General features: G+C 41.5%; 24 protein-coding genes and 3 tRNA genes. 6 read left to right on the plus strand and 21 right to left on the minus strand.

Annotated features, from left to right (window positions below; all coding sequences use genetic code 11):
• Positions 1 to 245: 245 nt before the first annotated feature.
• The 4 genes from nifU to nifD all read left to right on the plus strand — a co-directional run bounded on the left by nifU (position 246) and on the right by nifD (position 4,664).
• On the plus strand, positions 246 to 1,145 hold the full coding sequence (gene nifU / locus V7K97_RS19515) for a Fe-S cluster assembly protein NifU (protein ID WP_334802661.1): 900 nt from the start codon (positions 246 to 248) through the stop codon (positions 1,143 to 1,145).
• Between the two features lie 316 nt (positions 1,146 to 1,461).
• Positions 1,462 to 1,818 carry a globin domain-containing protein gene (locus V7K97_RS19520; RefSeq protein WP_292767405.1) on the plus strand — a complete coding sequence of 119 codons (357 nt, stop codon included), beginning with the start codon at positions 1,462 to 1,464 and terminating at the stop codon, positions 1,816 to 1,818.
• A 341-nt stretch (positions 1,819 to 2,159) separates the two neighbouring features.
• Positions 2,160 to 3,053, plus strand: coding sequence for a nitrogenase iron protein (gene nifH, locus V7K97_RS19525; RefSeq protein WP_292793127.1), 894 nt, complete (start codon positions 2,160 to 2,162; stop codon positions 3,051 to 3,053).
• Between the two features lie 150 nt (positions 3,054 to 3,203).
• Entirely contained in the window at positions 3,204 to 4,664 is a 1,461-nt protein-coding gene (nifD, locus tag V7K97_RS19530) for a nitrogenase molybdenum-iron protein alpha chain (protein WP_334802662.1), read from the plus strand.
• Positions 4,665 to 5,087: 423 nt separating this feature from the next.
• Here the strand turns inward: nifD and V7K97_RS19535 are convergent, their stop codons facing one another.
• The 7 genes from V7K97_RS19535 to V7K97_RS19565 form a co-directional block, all read right to left on the minus strand.
• A complete protein-coding gene (locus V7K97_RS19535; RefSeq protein ID WP_334802663.1) occupies positions 5,088 to 5,282 on the minus strand; it encodes a hypothetical protein in 195 nt (64 codons plus the stop codon).
• A gap of 139 nt (positions 5,283 to 5,421) precedes the next feature.
• Entirely contained in the window at positions 5,422 to 5,655 is a 234-nt protein-coding gene (locus V7K97_RS19540) for a hypothetical protein (protein ID WP_334802664.1), read from the minus strand.
• 153 nt (positions 5,656 to 5,808) lie between these two features.
• Positions 5,809 to 5,961, minus strand: coding sequence for a hypothetical protein (locus V7K97_RS19545; protein WP_334802665.1), 153 nt, complete (start codon positions 5,959 to 5,961; stop codon positions 5,809 to 5,811).
• 15 nt (positions 5,962 to 5,976) lie between these two features.
• On the minus strand, positions 5,977 to 6,186 hold the full coding sequence (locus V7K97_RS19550; RefSeq protein WP_181928133.1) for a BrnA antitoxin family protein: 210 nt from the start codon (positions 6,184 to 6,186) through the stop codon (positions 5,977 to 5,979).
• Positions 6,183 to 6,476 (minus strand): BrnT family toxin, encoded by a 294-nt coding sequence (locus tag V7K97_RS19555; RefSeq protein WP_334802666.1) that lies wholly within the window; start codon positions 6,474 to 6,476, stop codon positions 6,183 to 6,185. Before V7K97_RS19555 ends, V7K97_RS19550 begins: the two co-directional genes overlap by 4 nt.
• Before the next feature lie 284 nt (positions 6,477 to 6,760).
• Entirely contained in the window at positions 6,761 to 7,174 is a 414-nt protein-coding gene (locus V7K97_RS19560) for a type II toxin-antitoxin system VapC family toxin (RefSeq protein WP_334802667.1), read from the minus strand.
• The gene (locus V7K97_RS19565) at positions 7,171 to 7,485 is read right to left on the minus strand and encodes a hypothetical protein (protein ID WP_334802668.1); all 315 of its coding nucleotides are present in this window, start codon (positions 7,483 to 7,485) and stop codon (positions 7,171 to 7,173) included. Before V7K97_RS19565 ends, V7K97_RS19560 begins: the two co-directional genes overlap by 4 nt.
• Before the next feature lie 407 nt (positions 7,486 to 7,892).
• Here V7K97_RS19565 and V7K97_RS19570 point away from each other — a divergent pair, with 407 nt between their 5' ends.
• Together V7K97_RS19570 and V7K97_RS19575 are read left to right on the plus strand one after the other, a co-directional pair.
• Complete coding sequence (locus V7K97_RS19570) at positions 7,893 to 8,132, plus strand: DUF2281 domain-containing protein (protein ID WP_334802669.1); 240 nt, start codon at positions 7,893 to 7,895, stop codon at positions 8,130 to 8,132.
• A gap of 175 nt (positions 8,133 to 8,307) precedes the next feature.
• Complete coding sequence (locus V7K97_RS19575) at positions 8,308 to 8,547, plus strand: hypothetical protein (protein ID WP_334802670.1); 240 nt, start codon at positions 8,308 to 8,310, stop codon at positions 8,545 to 8,547.
• Between the two features lie 419 nt (positions 8,548 to 8,966).
• On the opposite strand, the gene V7K97_RS19580 is transcribed toward V7K97_RS19575, so the two are convergent.
• The 14 genes from V7K97_RS19580 to V7K97_RS19645 all read right to left on the minus strand — a co-directional run bounded on the left by V7K97_RS19580 (position 8,967) and on the right by V7K97_RS19645 (position 20,281).
• Complete coding sequence (locus V7K97_RS19580; protein WP_334802671.1) at positions 8,967 to 9,227, minus strand: BrnA antitoxin family protein; 261 nt, start codon at positions 9,225 to 9,227, stop codon at positions 8,967 to 8,969.
• The gene (locus V7K97_RS19585; protein ID WP_334802672.1) at positions 9,190 to 9,483 is read right to left on the minus strand and encodes a BrnT family toxin; all 294 of its coding nucleotides are present in this window, start codon (positions 9,481 to 9,483) and stop codon (positions 9,190 to 9,192) included. Before V7K97_RS19585 ends, V7K97_RS19580 begins: the two co-directional genes overlap by 38 nt.
• A 294-nt stretch (positions 9,484 to 9,777) precedes the next feature.
• A complete protein-coding gene (locus V7K97_RS19590; protein WP_334802673.1) occupies positions 9,778 to 9,903 on the minus strand; it encodes a hypothetical protein in 126 nt (41 codons plus the stop codon).
• A gap of 239 nt (positions 9,904 to 10,142) precedes the next feature.
• Entirely contained in the window at positions 10,143 to 10,703 is a 561-nt protein-coding gene (locus V7K97_RS19595) for a hypothetical protein (protein WP_334802674.1), read from the minus strand.
• Between the two features lie 18 nt (positions 10,704 to 10,721).
• Positions 10,722 to 11,675, minus strand: a complete 954-nt coding sequence (gene ppk2 / locus V7K97_RS19600; RefSeq protein ID WP_334802675.1) for a polyphosphate kinase 2 — start codon at positions 11,673 to 11,675, stop codon at positions 10,722 to 10,724.
• Between the two features lie 320 nt (positions 11,676 to 11,995).
• The gene (locus tag V7K97_RS19605) at positions 11,996 to 12,964 is read right to left on the minus strand and encodes a type II restriction endonuclease (RefSeq protein ID WP_334802676.1); all 969 of its coding nucleotides are present in this window, start codon (positions 12,962 to 12,964) and stop codon (positions 11,996 to 11,998) included.
• 11 nt (positions 12,965 to 12,975) lie between these two features.
• Entirely contained in the window at positions 12,976 to 14,409 is a 1,434-nt protein-coding gene (locus V7K97_RS19610; protein WP_334802677.1) for a DNA methyltransferase, read from the minus strand.
• A 247-nt stretch (positions 14,410 to 14,656) separates the two neighbouring features.
• Positions 14,657 to 16,183, minus strand: coding sequence for a slipin family protein (locus V7K97_RS19615; RefSeq protein ID WP_334802681.1), 1,527 nt, complete (start codon positions 16,181 to 16,183; stop codon positions 14,657 to 14,659).
• 590 nt (positions 16,184 to 16,773) lie between these two features.
• A tRNA-Ile gene (locus tag V7K97_RS19620) sits at positions 16,774 to 16,846 on the minus strand.
• A 370-nt stretch (positions 16,847 to 17,216) separates the two neighbouring features.
• Positions 17,217 to 18,290 carry a reverse transcriptase family protein gene (locus V7K97_RS19625; RefSeq protein WP_334802678.1) on the minus strand — a complete coding sequence of 358 codons (1,074 nt, stop codon included), beginning with the start codon at positions 18,288 to 18,290 and terminating at the stop codon, positions 17,217 to 17,219.
• 395 nt (positions 18,291 to 18,685) lie between these two features.
• Positions 18,686 to 18,760: transfer RNA gene (locus V7K97_RS19630), tRNA-Met, on the minus strand.
• Positions 18,760 to 18,835, minus strand: a tRNA-Met gene (locus tag V7K97_RS19635). Before V7K97_RS19635 ends, V7K97_RS19630 begins: the two co-directional genes overlap by 1 nt.
• A 537-nt stretch (positions 18,836 to 19,372) precedes the next feature.
• Positions 19,373 to 19,867, minus strand: a complete 495-nt coding sequence (locus tag V7K97_RS19640; RefSeq protein ID WP_334802679.1) for a COP23 domain-containing protein — start codon at positions 19,865 to 19,867, stop codon at positions 19,373 to 19,375.
• A gap of 129 nt (positions 19,868 to 19,996) precedes the next feature.
• The gene (locus V7K97_RS19645) at positions 19,997 to 20,281 is read right to left on the minus strand and encodes a hypothetical protein (protein ID WP_334802680.1); all 285 of its coding nucleotides are present in this window, start codon (positions 20,279 to 20,281) and stop codon (positions 19,997 to 19,999) included.
• Positions 20,282 to 21,013: the final 732 nt, after the last annotated feature.

Consider the following 21,013-nt stretch of genomic DNA (forward strand, 5'->3'; position numbering starts at 1 on the left):
ATAGGGAATAGGGAATAGGGAATAGGGAATAGGGAATAGGGAATAGGGAATAGGGAATAGGGAATAGGGAATAGGGAATAGGGAATAGGGAATAGAGAATAGAGAATAGAGAATAGAGAATAGGGAATAGGGAATAGAGAATTTACTACTCCCTACTGCCCACTCCCCACTCCCTACTGCCCACTCCCCACTCCCTACTGCCCACTCCCCACTCAGCACTCACCACTCATTACTCAGCACTAAATATGTGGGACTACACCGATAAAGTATTAGAACTGTTTTACGATCCCAAAAATCAGGGAGCAATCGAAGAAACGGACGAAGTTGGGGTTAGGGTTGCAACGGGCGAAATCGGTAGCATTGCTTGCGGCGATGCTCTGAGATTGCACCTGAAAGTAGAAGTAGAATCTGATAAGATTCTAGATGCTCGCTTTCAAACCTTTGGTTGTACTAGTGCGATCGCATCTTCTAGTGCATTAACCGAAATGATCAAAGGTTTAACCTTAGATGAAGCTCTGAAAGTGTCCAATAAAGACATTGCAGATTACCTCGGTGGTTTACCAGAAGCAAAGATGCATTGCTCTGTCATGGGACAAGAAGCCCTAGAAGCCGCTATCTACAATTATCGTGGCATACCTCTAGCTACCCACGATGATGATGATGAAGGTGCATTAGTTTGCAGTTGCTTTGGCATCAGCGAGTCTAAAATTCGTCGCGTCATTCTAGAAAATCATCTTACGGATGCCGAACAAGTAACAAATTATGTAAAAGCTGGTGGCGGATGCGGTTCCTGTCTGGCGAACATCGATGATATAATAAGATCAGTTCAACAGGAATACGCCTCACCTGCTCTCAACAATTACGGCGTAAAAGTTGCCACAGAAATTGTTACATCTAAGGAACGAGCGCTAACTAACGTTCAAAAGATTGCTCTAATTCAAAAGGTTCTTGATGAAGAAGTCAGACCCGTACTCATTGCAGACGGGGGAGATGTAGAACTCTATGATGTCGAAGGCGATCGCGTTAAAGTTGTACTGCAAGGTGCTTGCGGTTCCTGTTCTAGTAGTACAGCAACTCTGAAAATTGCGATCGAAGCCAGATTACAAGATCGTGTCAGCAAGAGCCTTGTAGTCGAAGCAGTTTAGGAATTGCTGTAGGACTTAACGTATTCTACAAATACGCCCTAATATGCATTCAGCTAGGAACAGAAAGTAGGATTTGAATTTAATCATTATCTCCACTCAATGCTTCATCCCAATTCGCCAAAAGAAAGATACAGATTGAAATCTAACTTATCTTTTTTAAGAATTACGTAGACACCCGAAGGATTGCTCCCCCCAAGGTATTACGAATTACGAATTGGTCTCAGTCCTACCACTATGACGGCTAACAGCATATAGGCCACAGATTAAGCGCCTACTTGCGAATTTCATCATCCAACTCGCTTCAAAGGAACAGAATATGAGTACATTGTACGACAAACTTGGCGGACAACCAGCTATTGAACAAATAGTAGATGAACTCCACAAACGCATTGCCACAGACAGCCTTCTCAATCCCATTTTTGCTGGTACAGATATGCCGAAGCAACGTAATCATCTTGTTGCTTTCTTATCTCAAATTTTTGAGGGGCCAAAGCAATACGCCGGTCGTCCAATGGACAAAACCCACGCGGGAATGAACCTACAGCAACCACACTTCGATGCGATCGCCAAGCATCTCGGTGAAGCAATGGCTGTGCGTGGAGAGTCAGCAGAAGACACCAAAGCTGCACTAGAGCGTGTCACAAACATGAAAGGCGCTATTTTGAACAAGTAATAGGACTTATGCATTGATTGTTGACAAATAACAACATCAAGTCCTATTGAATCTTGCAAGCTGAAACACATTATGACGTATTTGTAAATTGCGTAATTTTCTTTGTTCTTTGTCAAAACAAATGACAAAGGACAAAGGACAAAAAGAAAAGAAATTTAGCCAGGAAATATATGTACTTACTGTCAATTATTTTAGCTGTGGAGCGATCGCCCCCAGCAGGCATTTATGCCAACTGTACCAACGATGCTCTACACGCGCTCACTACTGTCGCTCAACTGGCGTGAACGCAACTGACAAACGCACAGACCCACCAACCAACCAATTGCAGGGAAACACGAACAATGACAGAAGAAAAGATTAGACAGATAGCTTTCTACGGTAAGGGCGGTATTGGTAAATCTACCACCTCCCAAAACACCTTGGCAGCTATGGCAGAAATGGGTCAACGCATCCTCATCGTCGGTTGCGACCCTAAAGCTGACTCCACCCGTTTGATGCTGCACAGCAAAGCTCAAACAACCGTTCTTCACCTCGCCGCAGAACGTGGTGCAGTAGAAGATATCGAACTCGAAGAAGTAATGTTAACCGGTTTCCGTGACGTTCGTTGCGTAGAATCTGGTGGACCAGAACCCGGTGTAGGTTGCGCCGGTCGTGGTATTATCACCGCCATCAACTTCTTAGAAGAAAATGGTGCTTACCAAAACCTAGATTTCGTATCTTACGACGTATTAGGTGACGTTGTGTGCGGTGGTTTCGCAATGCCTATCCGTGAAGGCAAGGCACAAGAAATCTACATCGTCACATCAGGTGAAATGATGGCGATGTATGCTGCTAACAACATTGCTCGTGGTGTTCTTAAGTATGCTCACACTGGCGGTGTGCGTTTGGGTGGTTTGATTTGTAACAGCCGTAACACTGACCGGGAAATCGAACTAATCGAAACCTTGGCAAAACGGTTGAACACCCAAATGATTCACTTCGTACCCCGTGACAACATCGTTCAACACGCAGAATTGCGCCGGATGACTGTTAACGAGTACGCACCAGAAAGCAACCAAGCTAACGAATACCGGACATTGGCTCAGAAAATTATCGACAACAAGAATCTAGCTATTCCTACACCCATCGAAATGGAAGAACTAGAAGAATTGTTGATTGAATTCGGTATCCTCGAAAGCGACGAAAATACCGCAATGCTAGTTGGTAAGAGTGCTGCTGAAGCTCCCGTAGTATAATTCGCTGCTAAGAAATAACGCTTTAGCACAAAGAAAGAGGAAGAGTTTCATATCTTCCCTTTTACCCTCTCCCTTGCATCTCCCCCCTAACCTTAGAGGGGACTCCTAGTCCCCCTATGCCCCCATCCTTACAAGTCACAGAGGCTAAGTATGACTCCTCCAGAAAACAAAAACATCATCGAAGAAAGAAAAGAGCTAATTAAAGAAGTTCTCAGTGCTTATCCTGAAAAAGCTGCTAAAAAGCGCGAAAAGCATTTAAACGTATACGAAGAAGGTAAGTCCGATTGCGGCGTTAAGTCTAACATCAAATCCCTGCCTGGGGTAATGACCGCTCGTGGTTGTGCTTACGCCGGTTCTAAAGGTGTGGTTTGGGGTCCTATTAAGGACATGATCCACATCAGCCACGGGCCTGTAGGTTGCGGTTACTGGTCTTGGTCTGGTCGTCGTAACTACTACATCGGCACCACAGGTATTGACTCCTTTGGTACGATGAACTTCACCTCCGACTTCCAAGAAAGAGATATCGTTTTCGGCGGTGACAAAAAACTTACCAAGCTCATCCAAGAACTTGATGTACTTTTCCCCCTCAACCGTGGTGTTTCCATTCAATCTGAATGCCCCATCGGTCTAATTGGGGATGACATCGAAGCTGTTGCTCGGAAGACATCGAAAGAAATTGGCAAGCCAGTTGTACCCGTTCGTTGCGAAGGCTTCCGGGGTGTTTCCCAATCTTTGGGACACCACATTGCTAACGACATGGTTCGTGACTGGGTTTTCACCAGATCCGATCAAGCTAAGAAAGACGGTACACTTCAGTTTGAAGGTACTCCTTATGATGTAGCCATCATTGGTGACTACAACATCGGTGGTGATGCTTGGGCTAGCCGCATCCTGTTAGAAGAACTCGGCTTGCGCGTAGTCGCTCAGTGGTCAGGTGATGGCACCATCAACGAAATGTTGATGACCCCCAATGTGAAGATGAACCTCATCCACTGTTACCGGTCGATGAACTACATCAGCCGTCACATGGAAGAAGCTTATGGAATCCCCTGGCTTGAGTATAATTTCTTCGGCCCCACCAAGATTGCTGAATCTTTACGGGAAATTGCTTCTAAGTTTGACGAGACAATCCAAGCAAACGCAGAGAAAGTCATCGCCAAGTATCAGCCCACAATGGATACGATTCTTGAGAAGTATCGCCCCCGCTTGGATGGTAAGACTGTTGCCATCATGGTTGGTGGTCTACGTCCTCGCCACGTTGTGCCAGCTTTCCAAGATTTGGGCATGAAGATGATAGGTACTGGTTATGAGTTCGCTCATAATGATGACTACAAACGTACTGCTGGCTACATCGAAAACGGCACCATCGTTTATGACGACGTTACCGCTTACGAATTCGAGGAATTTATCAAAGCCCTCAAGCCTGACCTTGTAGCTTCTGGTGTGAAAGAGAAGTACGTCTTCCAAAAGATGGGTCTTCCTTTCCGTCAAATGCACTCTTGGGATTACTCCGAACCTAGCGATGCCTCCGGCGGGCTACGCGCCAACGCTCCTCAACATCATATAATGCAAGGTTTTTTAGCGGTGGTAGAAAAAAGAGTCTATTTCTAGCCTAAATGCGAGTTTTAGGGCTATCCGATAATAATCTTTTTTGATGCTCCAGACAATATAACTCTTATGCAGTCTCGTTTTTAGATTTTGTTTGCATTTTGCTTAAAGAAAAACTGTAAAGTGAAAGACTATTTAAAATGAAGATTTTTTAGATTAAATGGTGCGATAGTTATTAGGCTGAAACTCTACGTCTAATTACCTAATTTGGGGTAGTTATCCAGGATTTTTCCGGGCGATCGCGCTTAATAATACTCAGTTTCGTAGAGTAAGTTCAACTGCGCTCGCATGATAGGGATTATCTGTGAGATAGACAAGAAGTAGATCGTTTTAGCGATGTCTGCGACGGGCTGTTCGGTGTCGCCCTGACTCGACAATAAACTAGGCGATGTCTACGACGGGCTGTTCGGTGTCGCATTAAACCATCTAATCCTGAATTAACAATCCAGGTACTTTACTGAAATCCCGATGATTGCGCGTTAATAAAACTAATTTACTAGAGAGTGTGATGCCGAATAACCCATCGTAGACATCGCAGTAAAAGAAGTAGAGTGTTGTTGCGATCGCCCTCACTCGACAATAAACTAGGCGATGTCTGCGACGGGCTGTTCGGTGTCGCATTAAGCCGTCCAATTCTCAATTAACAATCCGGGTACTTTGCTGAAATCCCGATGATTGCGTGTTAATAAAACTAATTTACGGGATAGTGCGATCGCCCCAACTCGACAACACGCCACTGTATATTCATAACTGGGTGAAGTTAAGCGATCGCCTCTAACTCAGGAATATGTTCAGTTTCGTAGTTTTCAATTAAAACACCGATAACTTCCATTAGAGACGCGACTGGATGCGTCTCATCTTCACCAACTTGATCGATGAGACAGTCAAGGATCTCAACCAAGCGTTCATATTCCTCTTCTGTGTGAGGAACAAAGACGTTTTCGGCAATGGATGACCAAGCAGTGATGGTTTGATTTAGGTTGAAACTTTGCATTATTCCTTCCATTTTCCTTGATCGTATTCTAAAGGCGTTAACATCTAAAAACCCCTGATGTCTTAATAATAGCGATGTCTGCGACGGGCTTCGCCTACGCTCTCACTCGACAATAAACTAGGCGATGTCTACGACGGGCTATTCGGTGTCGCATTAAACTATCCAATCCTCAATTAACAACCCAACTACTTTGCCCAAATCCCGATGATTGCGCGTTAATAAAACTAATTGACGGGATAGTGCGATGCCGAAGGCGGGCTGCGCCAACGCTTTCATCCGCACATCCATGCTTTTGCTCAACTTCACTAAACTATTTAGACATTATGCCCAGTCGAGAGAAGGTTTACGCTTAGACTTGGCACAATCCTGTAAGTAGAGATTAATTAAAGTTTGATAGGGAATGTCTGTTTCTTCTGCAAGAGACTTAAAGTATTCAATCACATCTTCTTCTAAGCGGATTGTAATTTGCTTTTTCAGATTTTTCACATAGGGATTACGAACAGACTCAGAAAAATCATATTCATCTTTCATGGCAAAAACTCCTCATATTGCTTACGTTCGTGTCTTGTAGCTGTACGAGCAGAGATAATACGAATTAGGCGATCGCTATCTTTATACAGATGAGATACCACTAACAATCGAAACTCATCACTCATACCCAGCAGAAGAAACCGATCTTCCTCAACTGAATGCTCTGGATCGTAAATTAAACGCGCATTTTCGTCAGAAAAGACAGTTTGAGCCTCTTCAAATGATACACCATGCTTACGCCCATTGCTTTTAGCCTTGGAGAGATTCCACTCAAATTCTATCTCACTCATACATACATTGTAGTTACAAAGTTTCTTATGAGCAAGTATAGGCGATCATTATTATGGGCTAACCTACCGTATTAAACTGTTACTATCTCTATTAACAATCCGGGTACTTTGCCCAAATCCCAGTGATTGCGCGTTAATAAAACTAATTTACGAGATAGTGCGACGCTGAATAGCCCGTCGTAGACATCGCAGTAAAAGAAGTAGACTATTGTTGCGTAGGCGTCTCGTAGAGAAGCCCGTCGTAGACATCGCTAGTTAAATAACGTTTTGCTTACTTGCGACACTCAATCAGACAACAAGATCGCAAAGCCTTCTTGGGTGAAGTGTTTATCGTGTGTCAGTACCTCTATGATCTTTAGTTGGCGCATAGTTTGCATAGAAATGCAATCTGTCAAACTATAGCCTTTATCGAAGCGTTCAGAATAAAGAGCTAGACCAGCTAGAAAGGATTCGCGTGTTTGTGGAATAACTTGAACCCGATCATTTTGCAGAATGCTTTGTGCTAGTTGATATATTCCGCTTCGGGTGTATCTACCAGCAGTTGAGAAATAATTTACAAACTCAGTCAGCACCTCATCGGTTGTAATCAGTTTTGTTTGCATCAGCGATTTGTGTATTTCTTGAGTGCGGACGTGCCATGCATCTCGTGGGTTAGCAAGCGCTATCCAGTAAAACGTGTCTACGAAAACAGGATTCATGCTGATGTTTTAGGAGTTCCGTAGAGATACTGGTCGTGCTGCTCTGCGCTATCTGTGTGCAAGTTAACCAGTTCTTCAGAAGGAATACTCTGAGCAAATTGCTCGAACTCGTTGAAGAGATTTTGTAAGGAGTTATCTGCTTCAAGAGGAGAAGCTATTACTTGGGTGCTATCTGCTTTCTGAATACTATCTTGATGAGAAGACTGCAAGTTAGATTGCGCCTTTACAGACTGCAAAAGGTTCAAAATTGCCTCAATCAGTTCCTCTGGTGCTTGCTCAATTTCCCGAAGAAGTTGCTCTTTCGCCGTCATTGCTGATATCCTCAAGCAAATACCTTAAATCTTACTATTAAGTTTAACTCTTATCACTCTGACCCCATAAAAAAAAACTGTATATTTAGGGATTTTATAACTGCGAGCGCCCTCACTCGACAATAAACTAGGCGATGTCTACGACGGGCTGTTCGGTGTCGCATTAAACCGTCCAATCCTCTATTAACAATCCAGGTACTTTGCCCAAATCCCGATGGTTGCGCGTGAATAAAACTAATTTACGAGATAGTGCGTAATCATGCCTATCTGAAGAACTGTTTCTTCTGCAAGAGACTTGCGTATACACCAGGAAGGATCTTTTGTCCATTTGATCTACAAAGTGTTAGCCTGCTAGACTGAAGCAATTGGATGCAGAAAAGACGAATGAATAACGTCTGGAGGTTCTCTTGAGTATTATACAAGCTGCCACTGAAAAAATGCGATCGCTGCCGCCAGAGAAGCAACAAGAGGTCTTAGATTTTATTGAGTTTCTGCAAAGTCAGCTAGGACAAAATCATACAAAGATTGAACAAATTGAGCCTATTTCATTTTTGGAAGCAGCTCAACAATTTGCTGGTTGTGTTGATGGTGGCCCCGGTGATTTGGCGACGAACAAACAATATCTTGAAGGTTTAGGAACTGAATGAAGCAGCGAGTCATCATCGATACAGGTCCATTAGTAGCCTTTATTAATCGCAGAGAGCATCTTCATACCTGGGTAATTAACACCTTAGCTACAATTGAGTAGCCTTTACTTGTGAGGCTGTGATTGTAGAGACTTGTTTTTTGTTGCGAAATATCTACGGTGGTCAGGATACGGTAATGTCTTTACTGGACGAAGGAAAGATATTAATTTCGATGTGCTTAAGTGAAGAAGTAGCAGTGATTAAAGAATTGCTGCGACAATATCAGTCAGTTCCAATGTCCTTAGCAGATGCGTGTTTGGTGAGAATGACACAACTCTATCCTGAAAGTGAGTTGCTAACATTTGATAGCGATTTTAGAATTTATCGAAAGAATCGTAATCAACTAATTTCTGTGATTATGCCAGAGGATTTATAAGAACAAGGTTAAGAGCGATGTCTTCGGCGGGCTACGCCAACGCTCCTCAACATTATATAATGTAAGCTTTTTTAGCGGCGGGAGAATAAAGAGCCTATTTCTAGCCTAAATCCAAGTTGCAGGGTTATATAGTAACAATCTGTTTTTATTCTTTAGAGATTATAACTCTTATGCAGTCTAGTTTTTAGATTTTGCTTGCATTTTGATCAAAGAATAACTGTAAAATAAAAGACTATTTTCAATGACGATTTTTTAGATTAAATGGTGCGTAGGCGCAGCCCGTCGTAGACATCGCGTTTATCTAGTACAACAAGGCAAAAGTAAAAAGTAAAAAGTAAAAAGAAAGAATACTTATACCGCAAGCTTTTTACCCATTTAGGATGGTAGGTCTATTTCCGCCGTGATGTACTAGTAAGTTTTTACTTTTGCCCCATTTGGTGAGCTTCTGCATAGATTCGCAGTGCTGCGGCCATTCTTTTTTCATAATCTTCACCCTGAGACTGGAACCAAGCCAATGTTTCAGGTTCTATCTGAACAAGAACATTCAACGACGCAACAGGCTTCCACCATCGAGAGTTGCTAAAAAACTCCTCAGTTAAAGGAGGAATATCGGATGTATCAATTTCTTCTTCTGTGAGCGAATCAAATTTCTCCCAGTTCGTTTTTGAGGTATTGTTCATAGTGTTTTCGTTCATAAGGTAAAGCTTTACGAAGTGAGATAATTCGGATTGTTTCTTCGTCTAGTTCTGTGAAAACTACAACTACAATGCGTCCATCAAGCATTCCCAGCCCAATTAATCGATCTTCTCCATAATCTTGACGGTTATCCAGAGAAATCCGAAGTGGTAGTCTGAAAATCCGATACGCATCCGCAAAATCCAGTTCATGTTTTACAATGTTAACCTCATTCTTTTGCTGATCCCATTCAAACTTCATATACTTATTTTATCGAATTCTGACAATTAATATGAAAACTGTAATGTGACTACATAGGTCATTTGAGGTAGCGATGTCTGCGACGGGCTATTCGGAGTCGCCCTCACTCGACAATAAACTAGGCGATGTCTGCGACGGGCTGTTCGGTGTCGCATTAAACCATCCAATCCTCTATTAACAATCCGGCTACTTTACTGAAATCCCGATGATTGCGTCTTAATAAAACTAATTTACGAGATAGTGCGATCGCCCCAGTTCGACAACACGCCACTGTATATTCATAACTGGGTGAAGTTAAGCGATCGCCTCTAACTCAGGAATGTGTTCAGTTTCGTAGTTTTCAATTAAAACACCAATAACTTCCATTAGACATCTCCGAAAAAGATTTAGATACCACAAATTTGCACCCAGACCTAACACCCCTTCCCCCCTTCCCTACGAGGGAAGGGGGGTTTTAAAGCCTCTCGACCTTTCAGGGAGAGGTTTGGAGAGGGGTCTTTTTTATTTTCTGGAGATGTCTATTATAAAATAGATGCCAAACACTATTTTGATGCTACTGTTGAAGCTTGTTTATTGTTTTGTAACTTTGAATCAAATTCACAAAACTATTTTTGTGATGTATTCAGCAGCCTTGAAAGTTCTGATTCCTATCGCATAGGTTATTGGAATAATATACTTGTCCGAGATGTAGTCACATTTGAAAAACTACAAAAGCTATATGATAAGCAATCACAAATAAAATGGCGCTCTGGCATTAAGCATGATTGTGCAAGTATCATGGAGTTTCGTAAAATCAATAATACTCTTGTCAATGGATTGGGAGAAGCCGTTGATTGTCCTAACCCAGCTTCAACATCATTTTTCTTCGCTTCTACAACAGTGATAATTGGGCTACGCAACGGTGGTAAAGGTGGAGCCATTGCTAAAATAAAATCACATTCCCCAATCAAGCCCTGTGCAGGATCAACGTCAAGTCTTTGTCCAGAGAAAATAGCCAAACTATCTTGGCTCAGATCCCGACAGGCAAGTAAAATCGGTACAATAATAAATTCGCTCCGAGCCTTTTCACTAATCAGAGCTAATTGGGTTCGCTTTCCTAAAGTTTCATTTAACCACGAAGGAATAGAAAGAGGTACAAGCTTGGGAAAAAGATCGGCTTCTTGGGTGGTGATTCCCAAAATAGTCGAAACTTTTTCTAGAGTAAAGTCGCTGTACGCCATAGTTTTGACTCAGGTTGCTTAATAGACTTGAGGAACAAAAAACTGCTCATTGCGAGGGGCGCGAAGATAATCCTCAGCCACAGGTCTAGACGGAAGCTCTAAGGGAGGAGGTGTCATATCTTCGTAAGGAACTTTGCTCAACAAATGATGAATGCAGTTGAGCCGCGCCCGTTTTTTATCATCCGCTTCAATGGTAAACCAAGGGGCTTCAGGAATATTTGTGTAAGCAAACATGGTATCTTTGGCTTTGGAATATTCTACCCAGCGATCGCGTGATTCCAAATCCATTGGGCTGAGTTTCCAGCGCCTTGCTGGATCGTGACTGCGAGAAAGAAAGCGTTCCTCTTGTTCTTCATCGCTGACAGAGAACCAGTACTTGATTAAAACAATGCCCGATCGCACCAGCATTCGTTCAAATTCCGGGCAAGATTGCATGAATTCTTGATATTCTGCTTCAGTACAAAAACCCATCACCCGTTCAACTCCGGCTCGATTGTACCAACTGCGATCGAAGAGGACTATTTCGCCTGCTGTGGGCAGATGTTGCACGTAACGCTGAAAGTACCACTGAGTTTTCTCGCGATCGGAGGGGGTTCCCAAAGCCACTACACGACAGCCACGAGGATTGAGTGGATCGGCAATGCGTTTAATTACTCCTCCTTTGCCGGCAGCATCGCGCCCTTCAAATATGACGACAACCCGATAGCCGACGTGCTTAATCCAGTATTGCATTTTGACTAGCTCAATCTGGAGTTGCTCTAGTTCAGTTTCAAAAGTCTTTTTGGGAATTTTCTTAGCAAAAGCTTCTGTGCTACCATCAAAAATACGTTTGGATTTTTTATATTTTTTCTTGTCTTTTGCCTTTACTAGCTTCTCTACTAAGTCTGTAGCGGTTTGAACTAGATCATTATTTTGCTGGTTTTCAACTTCATCAATTGACATTGCTGTTACCCCATGCCATTGAATCGGCATAATTAGAGTTTATCTATCAAGTATATATTTTAAGGAACGCGGCGATCGATTTGCAATTCGCGCTTATCAACTTCCTCCAAATAGATAAAGCACTTACAGCCATATTTCTTGATTAATTCATCTTTCAACTGCTTGGAAAAGCCTGTTCTACCCGATAACCTGGAAAATCCACCCTAACTCGACAACATTTAAAGATTATCTGTGAAATGCACAAAAAGTAGTCTGTCATAGCGATGTCTGCGACGGGCTTCTCTACGAGACGCTCTTCGCGTTCGCCTACGCATGATGCGGAAACACAATCAACATACTCAGGTACGCTTTTATAGACTGCACAACCAACGAGAAATAGATGCGACTTGGTTCTCTTGGTTGAGGTTAGCAGCATTACTAAGAGTGCCATTTTCCAATTGATTCCAGATTTCGCCTGCCATTCTTTTGGCGATCGCTGATCCTACGAAGAAAGTAAGAGGTGAATGCCCTACTCTAGAAAATGCTTCACGTATACGATTTAGTGCTGCTTGTGCAGTTTTCCAATGCTCATCTGCGCCTGCGGGATCTATACCTCCTTTCAGTTCACCAAGGGCGATAACGTATGGTGCAACTACAGATGGTTCAATGGCGCTAGATTTGTTGGCTGCTAACTCTGCTGGGGCTAGATTAAACAAACATAGATCCACATTACTTCTAACTAGTGGGACAGTCAGGTTATAAATTAGTGTGCGATTACCAATCTCGCTTTCCCAGCTTATTCCTCGTAAAGATAACTCAATTTCTGAGTCATTATTTGTCATGGCTATCCACTTTTTACTCTTTGAGTGTTGCCAGTGGTATCTCGTACCTGTGATCGTGAGAGTGGAGAGAATTGCACGAGTCAGCTTTCTTTGTGCCAATGCGCCTCCAACATTTCGCATTGATCCACCAAGTGTATCACCACGAGTTAACAAAAATCTAAAAACCAATTCCTCTGGAAAATTTGCACCTGCTGGTTCAAGAAAGTTTTTGATTAAACCATTTATAGCTTCTATCTTATCTTCTGACATTAGGTGTGCTAGAGATTTATCAGATAAGCCTGCCGCAGTTAACAGTCCCATTTCAATGCCCTTAATCTTTAGTAATTCAATAGGATTCTCAGCTTGAGCAGCAGCTTCTTTAAGCGCCCTTGCTTCTGCAACGAATGGCGTAGCACGTCGATTTTTCTCCAGTGCAAGAGCCACAAAACCTGCACGAATTGCTTCATAAGTTTTTATCAGATCATCAATGGATTGAAGATGATTACGATAGGAACACATAGTAATTTGAGTTATGGCTTTTTCCACACATAAACGCACTTTCGTAATGGGTCGCGTCCATGATTTCCCATTTGCTGGCTACTGTTACCTTTATCACTTGGCAAAACCAGGATATTTTCAATAACAAAACCTAGCTGTTCGGCGAAATCAGAGAGAATCATATCTACTGAAATGCTTGCACCTGCATAGCGAACATTGTCGTTAACCATGAATAAAAGTGCCCCTGGTTTAAGAACACGAAAACATTCTTGTATTACACACGCCATCTCATAAAAATATCCTCTGATCATTCTTAGTATGCCATTGTTATTCAATACACCCTTTGCTTTTTCATTATCTAGATATTTCAAGATAGACTGCAACAAATTCTGTGAATCAGCAATATTTAAGGCTGTTTTCCAGTCTGAGTTGATTGTCAATAAGTCTTTGGGGCGATTTTCAACTGTACAACTTAGCATTTCCTGACGAAGGTTAATTAACTCCTTTTCAGAAATACCAAGTAGAGCTAGTTCTAGTGCATAGGTGCGAGTATAGTCGTATCGATTGCAATAGGGTGGAGATGTGATAATTGCATCATATCCGCCATTGGCTAGGCGCGGCATAATCTCAAGACAAGATCCTCTAAAAAGATGAATTTGACCTTGAGAATTTTTAATTGGGAAAAGCTCAATTTGTTGTGTAGAAGGTAGTAAATCATCAATAATTTCACTTATTTTATTGGCGATCGCATTATCGAACTCTAGAATTTCGCCTTTATTGAAAGGTTTTTTGCTCTGTCCACGACCGGAACGATAATCCCAACGGAGGTACTGTCCATCTTTACGTGTATAACTTATGGATTCTAAGATGCACAGTAAGACAAAGTTGAAAACTGCTTGGACTCTATGATTTTCTCCTTTACAAGCTTCAACATATTGCTCAATTGCATTTCTAGTTAGTTCAGGATAAGCTCCTTTTGTGATTCTCAATTCTGGCAAGTCTTTTTTCAGATCGCACTGCTTCCAAAGCTGTAACTTCGACCAATCTTTTATCCTCTCGAAATCTTCAGGAGTCAATTCATAATCTAAAAGTTTTTTAGCATTAATTATTTGTTGACCAATGGGCAGTAATTCAATGCCGTCAGCATCAATCCCAGTTTTACTAGCAGCAAATAGCGCAGTTCCACTGCCTGCAAATGGGTCTAAAACTTTGCCTTTAGTAATTTTATATTGTTGCAATAAATATTCTATAAGAGATGCAGAAAAAGCTTCTTTATATTTATACCACCTATAGATAGGTCTAGTTTTATTAGCTTGAAAACTAACTATAGGTCGCGTCAATGAAGGATGAACCAAAAATTTATTCTGGAAGCGCTGATGCAGTTGCCTATCAAGGTTGTCAATTTCACCTAAATCATCACTTTCTACATTGGACACGGTATTGGAGACACTTGCTAGGCTGACCACAGATGAATGTTCCTAGAGAATTGACTAGTCAAGTTAGTATAGTTCTAAATTTTAGGGTGTATATATATGATTAGCCCAAACTTTACAAAAAGTCACTGTGTCTATCTATATATTTCTACTTTAAGGTTTCACGCAACCAGAGACAAGCAACTTTTACAGGTTGGATTAGGCGCGATCGCAAACCTTTGCTTACAATTCAATTTACCAATACGCAACCTAACCCAACACTTAAGCTTCAATAACCAAATCACTGTCGATTAATACTAATCAAGTCTGTTAAAATACTATCTAAACTACCGTTAACTTGAATCCGATCGATCTTCTCTGCAATGCGCTCTAATACTTCGAGTTCCTTCAGACGCAATGCCACGGGGTTATCCTCCATCACTCTGGCAGTGTTTAGCATACTGCGGGTAGCAGCAGTTTCTTCTCTACGTCTGACTACGTTGGCTTGAGCGGTTTTTTCTGCCTCCACTACTTTGCTCAAGATAGCCTTAATCTCACCAGGTAAAATAATATCTTTGACCCCTACAGAATCTACTTCAATTCCATAGTCTGCGGCTTTTTGGCGAATGTATTCAGAGATACTTCGATCAATTGCACCTTTATCTTCTAATAAACCATCTAAGTTGCGTTCGCCAACAGCACCACGCAAAGCAAATTGTAATTCTTTGTATAAGAAACCAGAAATATCTGATAACCCGTTTTTTGCTCTCAATGGGTCTTGGATGCGGAAGCCTGCGGTCAAATTTAACCGCAGAGGTACTTTATCTTTAGAGAGGATGTCTTGACCGGATACTTCCATATTTTGTAGTCTCAAGTCAATGGTTTCGGTTTGAAAAGAGCGTCCAAATAACCACCAAGCGTGTACTCCTGGCGATCGCTGTCCTTGAAACTCCTGATTAATGTATACTAGTCCAACGTGCTGGGCGGGAACTTGGCAAATATGCAAACAGTTACGACTGAGCAATTTCACTTCTGTTGAACCTTCAACCAACTCAGCCACTAAAGCAGGCTGTAACTGAGCATCAGTGCTGATATCGAGAATTTCCACTTCAACACCCTGCCAAAATAGTTTGCGGCTGGTGGGTGGCAAAATAGAAATCACTTTACCTCGGTATCGCACAATTGCAACTTGCGAAGTCAGTAATTGCACGGTTTGACAGTAAGCAGCAATAAAGTCGGGATGTTTTTCAATGAGTACATCTTCCAGGGGAAAGTCTGGGTTAGGGATAATCCGGCTGAGAGTTCTGACAGTAACATCTCTATCTACCGACCAAAAAGCATATTCTCCTGGTTCTAGAGGTCGCACAAAATTATTTTGCAGATAAAGCAAACCAATCTCATACTCGGAGATTTGCAACTTCTTCAGTCCATTCAAGGTAACTGAGCGCAATTGCTGCACAAAGGAACTAGGCAATTCCCAGCTTTCTTCTAAGTTGAAGAGATAAGATTCTACCTCAATAAAACCACGCCAAAAAGCTAGTAATTTATTTGGTGCAACACTTACCCAATTCTGACCACAACGGACTAAAGCAGCTTGGTTGAATGCAGTTCTGATAATCAATAAATGTTCTTGCAGTTCGGCTTCATGACTTCGCAACAACAGTTCTAGATTTTCAATCTGAGCTTGTGGCTGATTGAGGTCATAAATTTTGACTTGCCAATGCCGACCAAAATATGTATGTGTACCCGGCTGCAAAATTTTCTTAAAGTCGCCGCGGTGATATAAGATGCCGATTTCGTTAAGTTTGATATAAAATGTTTGCCACATAGTGATTTGCATAAAGAATTTACTTGATATTTTAGGTAAGCTATGGGATGCCTGGATTGGGCGTAGCGATCGCAACCAGTTAAGAAGATTTGATAAAAACATTTATAACCTTGCTTGAACTCAAATACCACCTATGTCTCACAGATCAAGTACTGAAGTAGACAAAGGCTAAAGGATTGGTTTTAGCTTCTTGTACTACTATATACTACAAAATATTTATTTACTCTGCCAGTGCAGGTTTTTACAGTTCCGGTGCGGGCAAAAGCTTCTCCAAAGCTGGATTAAGATTGCTGTTACTTTTTCTAAACTACTCAATGGCAATTTATAAAAGAACCACGCTCAAATATGCCGTTCGCTTTGTCAATCTAGAATCCCAAAGGAAACTAGATGTAGGAAACGAAGGGACATACTCAAGTTAGGGAGAGATACAGTTGCGCTAGCTCTTTTACTGTTATGAACACCTGCATGACAGAGTAGAAAAAACAAGAAGTTTTTTTGATTGGGTCTTTTTCAATACCCAATACATTTGTGTAGCCTCACGGCTACCTTGTCCCTAACAAGGTGCCCGTACCCAGGGCGAGGGTTTTTGCCCGAAAGTATAGGAATCGAACCTACAACCAATCGGCGATACACCGATCGCTCTACCAAATGAGCTAACTTTCATGGGGAAATAGTTGAAATCAATAGGCGGTATACGCTATCACCAGAGGTTGGCGCACCAGTCGGGTAAAGAGAACCCAAACTACAGCTTTATGACTTTATTACTATTCCGGTTCAAATCTAGCACAGGAAAAAAGTAGGAAGGGGGAAATTGCTGGAATAGGATATCTAAACGCTGTATGCAACTTTCTCTGAAACCTAAGCCCTTCCCTACTAGCGTTGGGGAGCAAGAATCAAAGCCTCTCAGGAGTGGGCTACGGTGTACACACAAGTCAAATTACCCCCCTTAATCCCCCCTTGGAAAGGTGGGAAAAAAGAAATCTAGTTCCCTCCCCAATACATACGGGGAGGGTTAGGGTGGGGTAAAACCTTGCTATTCTTTACATTCATATTTCTGCTTGATGCGTTCTACGCGCGATCGCAGTTCTGCGCCTTTGTTGGGGTTAATCATTGCTACATAATTTGCAAACCCGGTAATTGCGGCAATTAAATTAGTTGAACTCCCCCACTGTTTGCCTGATAAACCTTCTTGTTCAATTTGATATAGAGTTGCACGAAAAGCTTTTAATGTCTTTTTAGATATATTTAATTGCGTATTTACAATAATACCTGTTACCTGCTGTTGCACCGATTTACTTGAAATTTTTGTTTTCTCAGGATTAACAGTAAAGCCTTCACTAGTAATAATGAATTTAGTATTTTTAATTAAATTAGAGATTCTGGGCGATGCATTTTCAGAAGCAGAAAATGTTAAATCGTCAGCGTAACGCGTATAACAAAACCCCAGATTGTCAGCCATTGTAGCGAGACGACTATCGAGATAACGACAAATTAGATTTGAAATGGCAGGACTTGCTGGCGAACCTTGAGGTAAGTGGCGATTTTCTGAAGCGATATAGTTAATTTGCTTATCTACTTCTATTTCAGCAGTTGTACAAATCAACCCGAAAATTGTTGTCGTAGGTTCTGAATAACCAAACTCGCAAAATAATTCTTTGACGCGTTTATAGGAAATTGACTGAAAAAAATCCTGTAAATCAAGATTGACTATTACATTTGCACCAACATGGGGTTTAGCATTGGTGACTATCGAACGATTTTTACAAAACCCATGTGCTGCATTATGAACTTCTAATTTTTCTAAAATATTCTCTAAAATCCATCTTTGAGCAGCCTTAAGATTGGGTTTTGGTGCAGAAATAATTCTTTCTCCACCTGTTTTTTTGGAAACTTTGAAGCGGAGGTAATGTGTAATTTGGGATTGAGAACGGCTAGATGTCAAAAAGCGTAGTTTTTCTAAGCCTATGCCCATTGCAAAGGCTATTTCTTCGGGAGTATTATATTCAGCTAAACCATGCGATCGCAAAAGTGCTAAATTATCAGTCTGCAACCTTTCTAGATTGCTTTCAGTCGCTAATGGGCTAGTGCTGAGATTTTTGCTGTACATAATACAAAAGATTTTTTTACTCTGCAACTGCAAGTGTTTACAGTTTAGGTGTGGGCAAAAGCTTCTCCAAAGCTGGATTAAGATTGCTGTTACTTTTCTTCAACTGCTCAATAGCAATTTAGAAAAAGAACCGCGTTCAAATATGCCGTTCGATTGCCAATCTAGAATCTTGAAGGAAAACTAGATGTAGGAAACGAAGGGACATACTCAAGTTAGGGAAAAATGCAGTTGCGCTTGCTCCTTAACTGTGGCTACCGAACATCAACCTTACGAGTGATGACCGACAGCAGAACACTTGCACCGCAGAGTTGAGAAAAGGAGGGGTCTCGAATCTGTTAAGATCCGTACCATATTGGCTACCTTGGAAGGGTATTGTCTTTTAACCCGGACAGGGTTGGTGGAAAGTATAGGAATCGAACCTACAACACATCGATTATGAGTCGATTGCTCTACCAGTGAGCTAACTTTCTGGGGTTTGATACAGGACTCGAACCTGTGACGCATCGATTATGAGTCGATCGCTCTACCAACTGAGCTAATCAAGCAATATAGTTTAAAGTACTCGGCGATATACGCTTATACAAAAGTTTGGCGCACCAGTTAGGCTTATGGAACCTAAACTATAGCTTTGTAACTTTTTGACTATCCCAGTTCAAATTTAGCACAGGAAAAACTATCTGTGGTAGGGACACAAGCATTGCTTGTGCGTGTCAAATGAAAGCCAGCCAGGGCGAATGGAATTCGCGGCTACACAAACAAAGTCCGCCTCCGCGGACTAAAGAAAAATTGAGTGTTTAAAACCCACCTCCGTGGGTTTTGCCTCGTGTAGACACGGTTTATAACCGCCCTTTTCATGTTAAGTTGACTTACCTGGAAATATAGGACTAGTATTTGATTTTTGAAATACACGTAGTGGACTGTCTAGACTAAAATAGTGCATTAGACGTAGGTAGGTTGGGTGGAGCGGAGCGCAACCCAACATATATCATCAGGATGTTGGGTTACGCAAAGCCTCCACCCAACCTACATTTTTTTGCTACCGAGATTTTTTCAGAAATCAAATATGATTCCTATAGCTGTATTTATTCTTTGGGAATCCCTAGATGTTCTCTCAAATCAACGTAAGGTGTTCTATTGCTTTTACTTAGGGGTTGGTGCCAAGCCAGGAGATTATTTAGCGCTTGCACGCCATCTTCATTGGGTTTGAGGGTCAATATCAAGTTTTCACAGCGTCCACTAACTTGATTTGCGGTGCAAACCACATTTTGTCCATTCATTTTGCCGACAGTAATAAACTTCAGTTCTCTGTTGCGGCGGTAAGTTTCCAAGCGGTGGCTCACGTCTTGGCAACGCGTCAGTTTATTGTAGCCAGCATCTTTGAAGTAATTAGAAGTCCAGCGAATCCAAGGCTCAGAAACACCTCTAGGATTTGTGTACACAGTTACAGGTTTGTTTCCTGATGTGTCACAATAAAATCCTCGCGGACTTTCAGCTTGACTTGGCTGATTGATGGTTGCAGTTGCACCGAGAGCGATCGCACCTGCAACCAAAACATTTGTCAATGATGCCAATTTCATGAGTATCTCTCTAATCTTGAGTAAAAAGTTTTTATTTGCCTTGCATTTGACACTCTCCCTACTAGAAGTAGGGAGATGATAAGAAGATTTCGCTTCTTATATAACAATTGCTTGTGGTTTTAGGCGTTTTTACTTGTATACATAATGAGCGGCAACCCACTTGCGCCCATGATTTGTTTTTTCCCAATGTCCAGGAACCAACACTTTCTTTTTCGCTGGTGGTGTATAACGCCTAGGTGGTGATGGCTTTTGTGCTATTATTTGAGCAGGTCTATTAGGACTATGGGGATTAAAAATAACCTGTGATGCTGAGGCTTGCGAAGGAATAGAAGTAACAGCAAATGGTAAAAGAAGCACTGCACCAGCAAGAATTTGTTTGATATTCATGACTAAATCTCCTTTGGTAAACTGCATGATTAAAGTTCAGTAAACCTTAATCTGGTTGATGTCTCATGTTTATAAGGATATGATTTAAAACAGCTATACACTAGTGATAAAAGTAACTAGTTGAATTATGACTTAAGTAATATCTCATGTCTGGATTTATTAATGCGATATACTCCTGAAGGTGGAGAGAAAATGGCTGTGATGCTGTTAAAGTAATAATCCTAAATCAGTTATGAACAGAAATATCCCCGAATTTTTGAAGAAGTCGGGGATCTGCGCCTGTCTGTGGAGAGCAAATCAAATAGGATTGCTGCACTAAAAAAAACGAAAACGCTAGTACTTAGGGACTGACAAGAAATAAATTATCCATTTTGTGGAGTGGGTAACATGAGCGCTCTAAATCTGGGACGGGTGGGGACACCCATCCCACAAAAAATTTGGGATGTTTTTTTATTTGGAAGTCCCTTATTTATAATGCAATACGCTTGGGTTAAGGGCTACTGGCAACAATTTTTGGTTTTCGAGACGCGATAAATCGCCGTCTCTACAAGTGTTTTGGGCTTATCTGAACTGTATTGATTTATAATGGTTTTTAACTAAATATCATCTGACTTAAGTCGCAACATATCACGCATAAAAATTACCAGTCTTGGATAGGTTCGATGTAAGGATTCAGGTCTAATATTTAGGAAGCAGAGATGGGCGAGACAGATAATTATTAGAATTAGCCAGCAGTGCTTGTGCAAAAAAGTCAATCAC

The sequence above is a fragment of the Nostoc sp. genome, from assembly GCF_036917815.1.
GTDB lineage: Bacteria > Cyanobacteriota > Cyanobacteriia > Cyanobacteriales > Nostocaceae > Nostoc.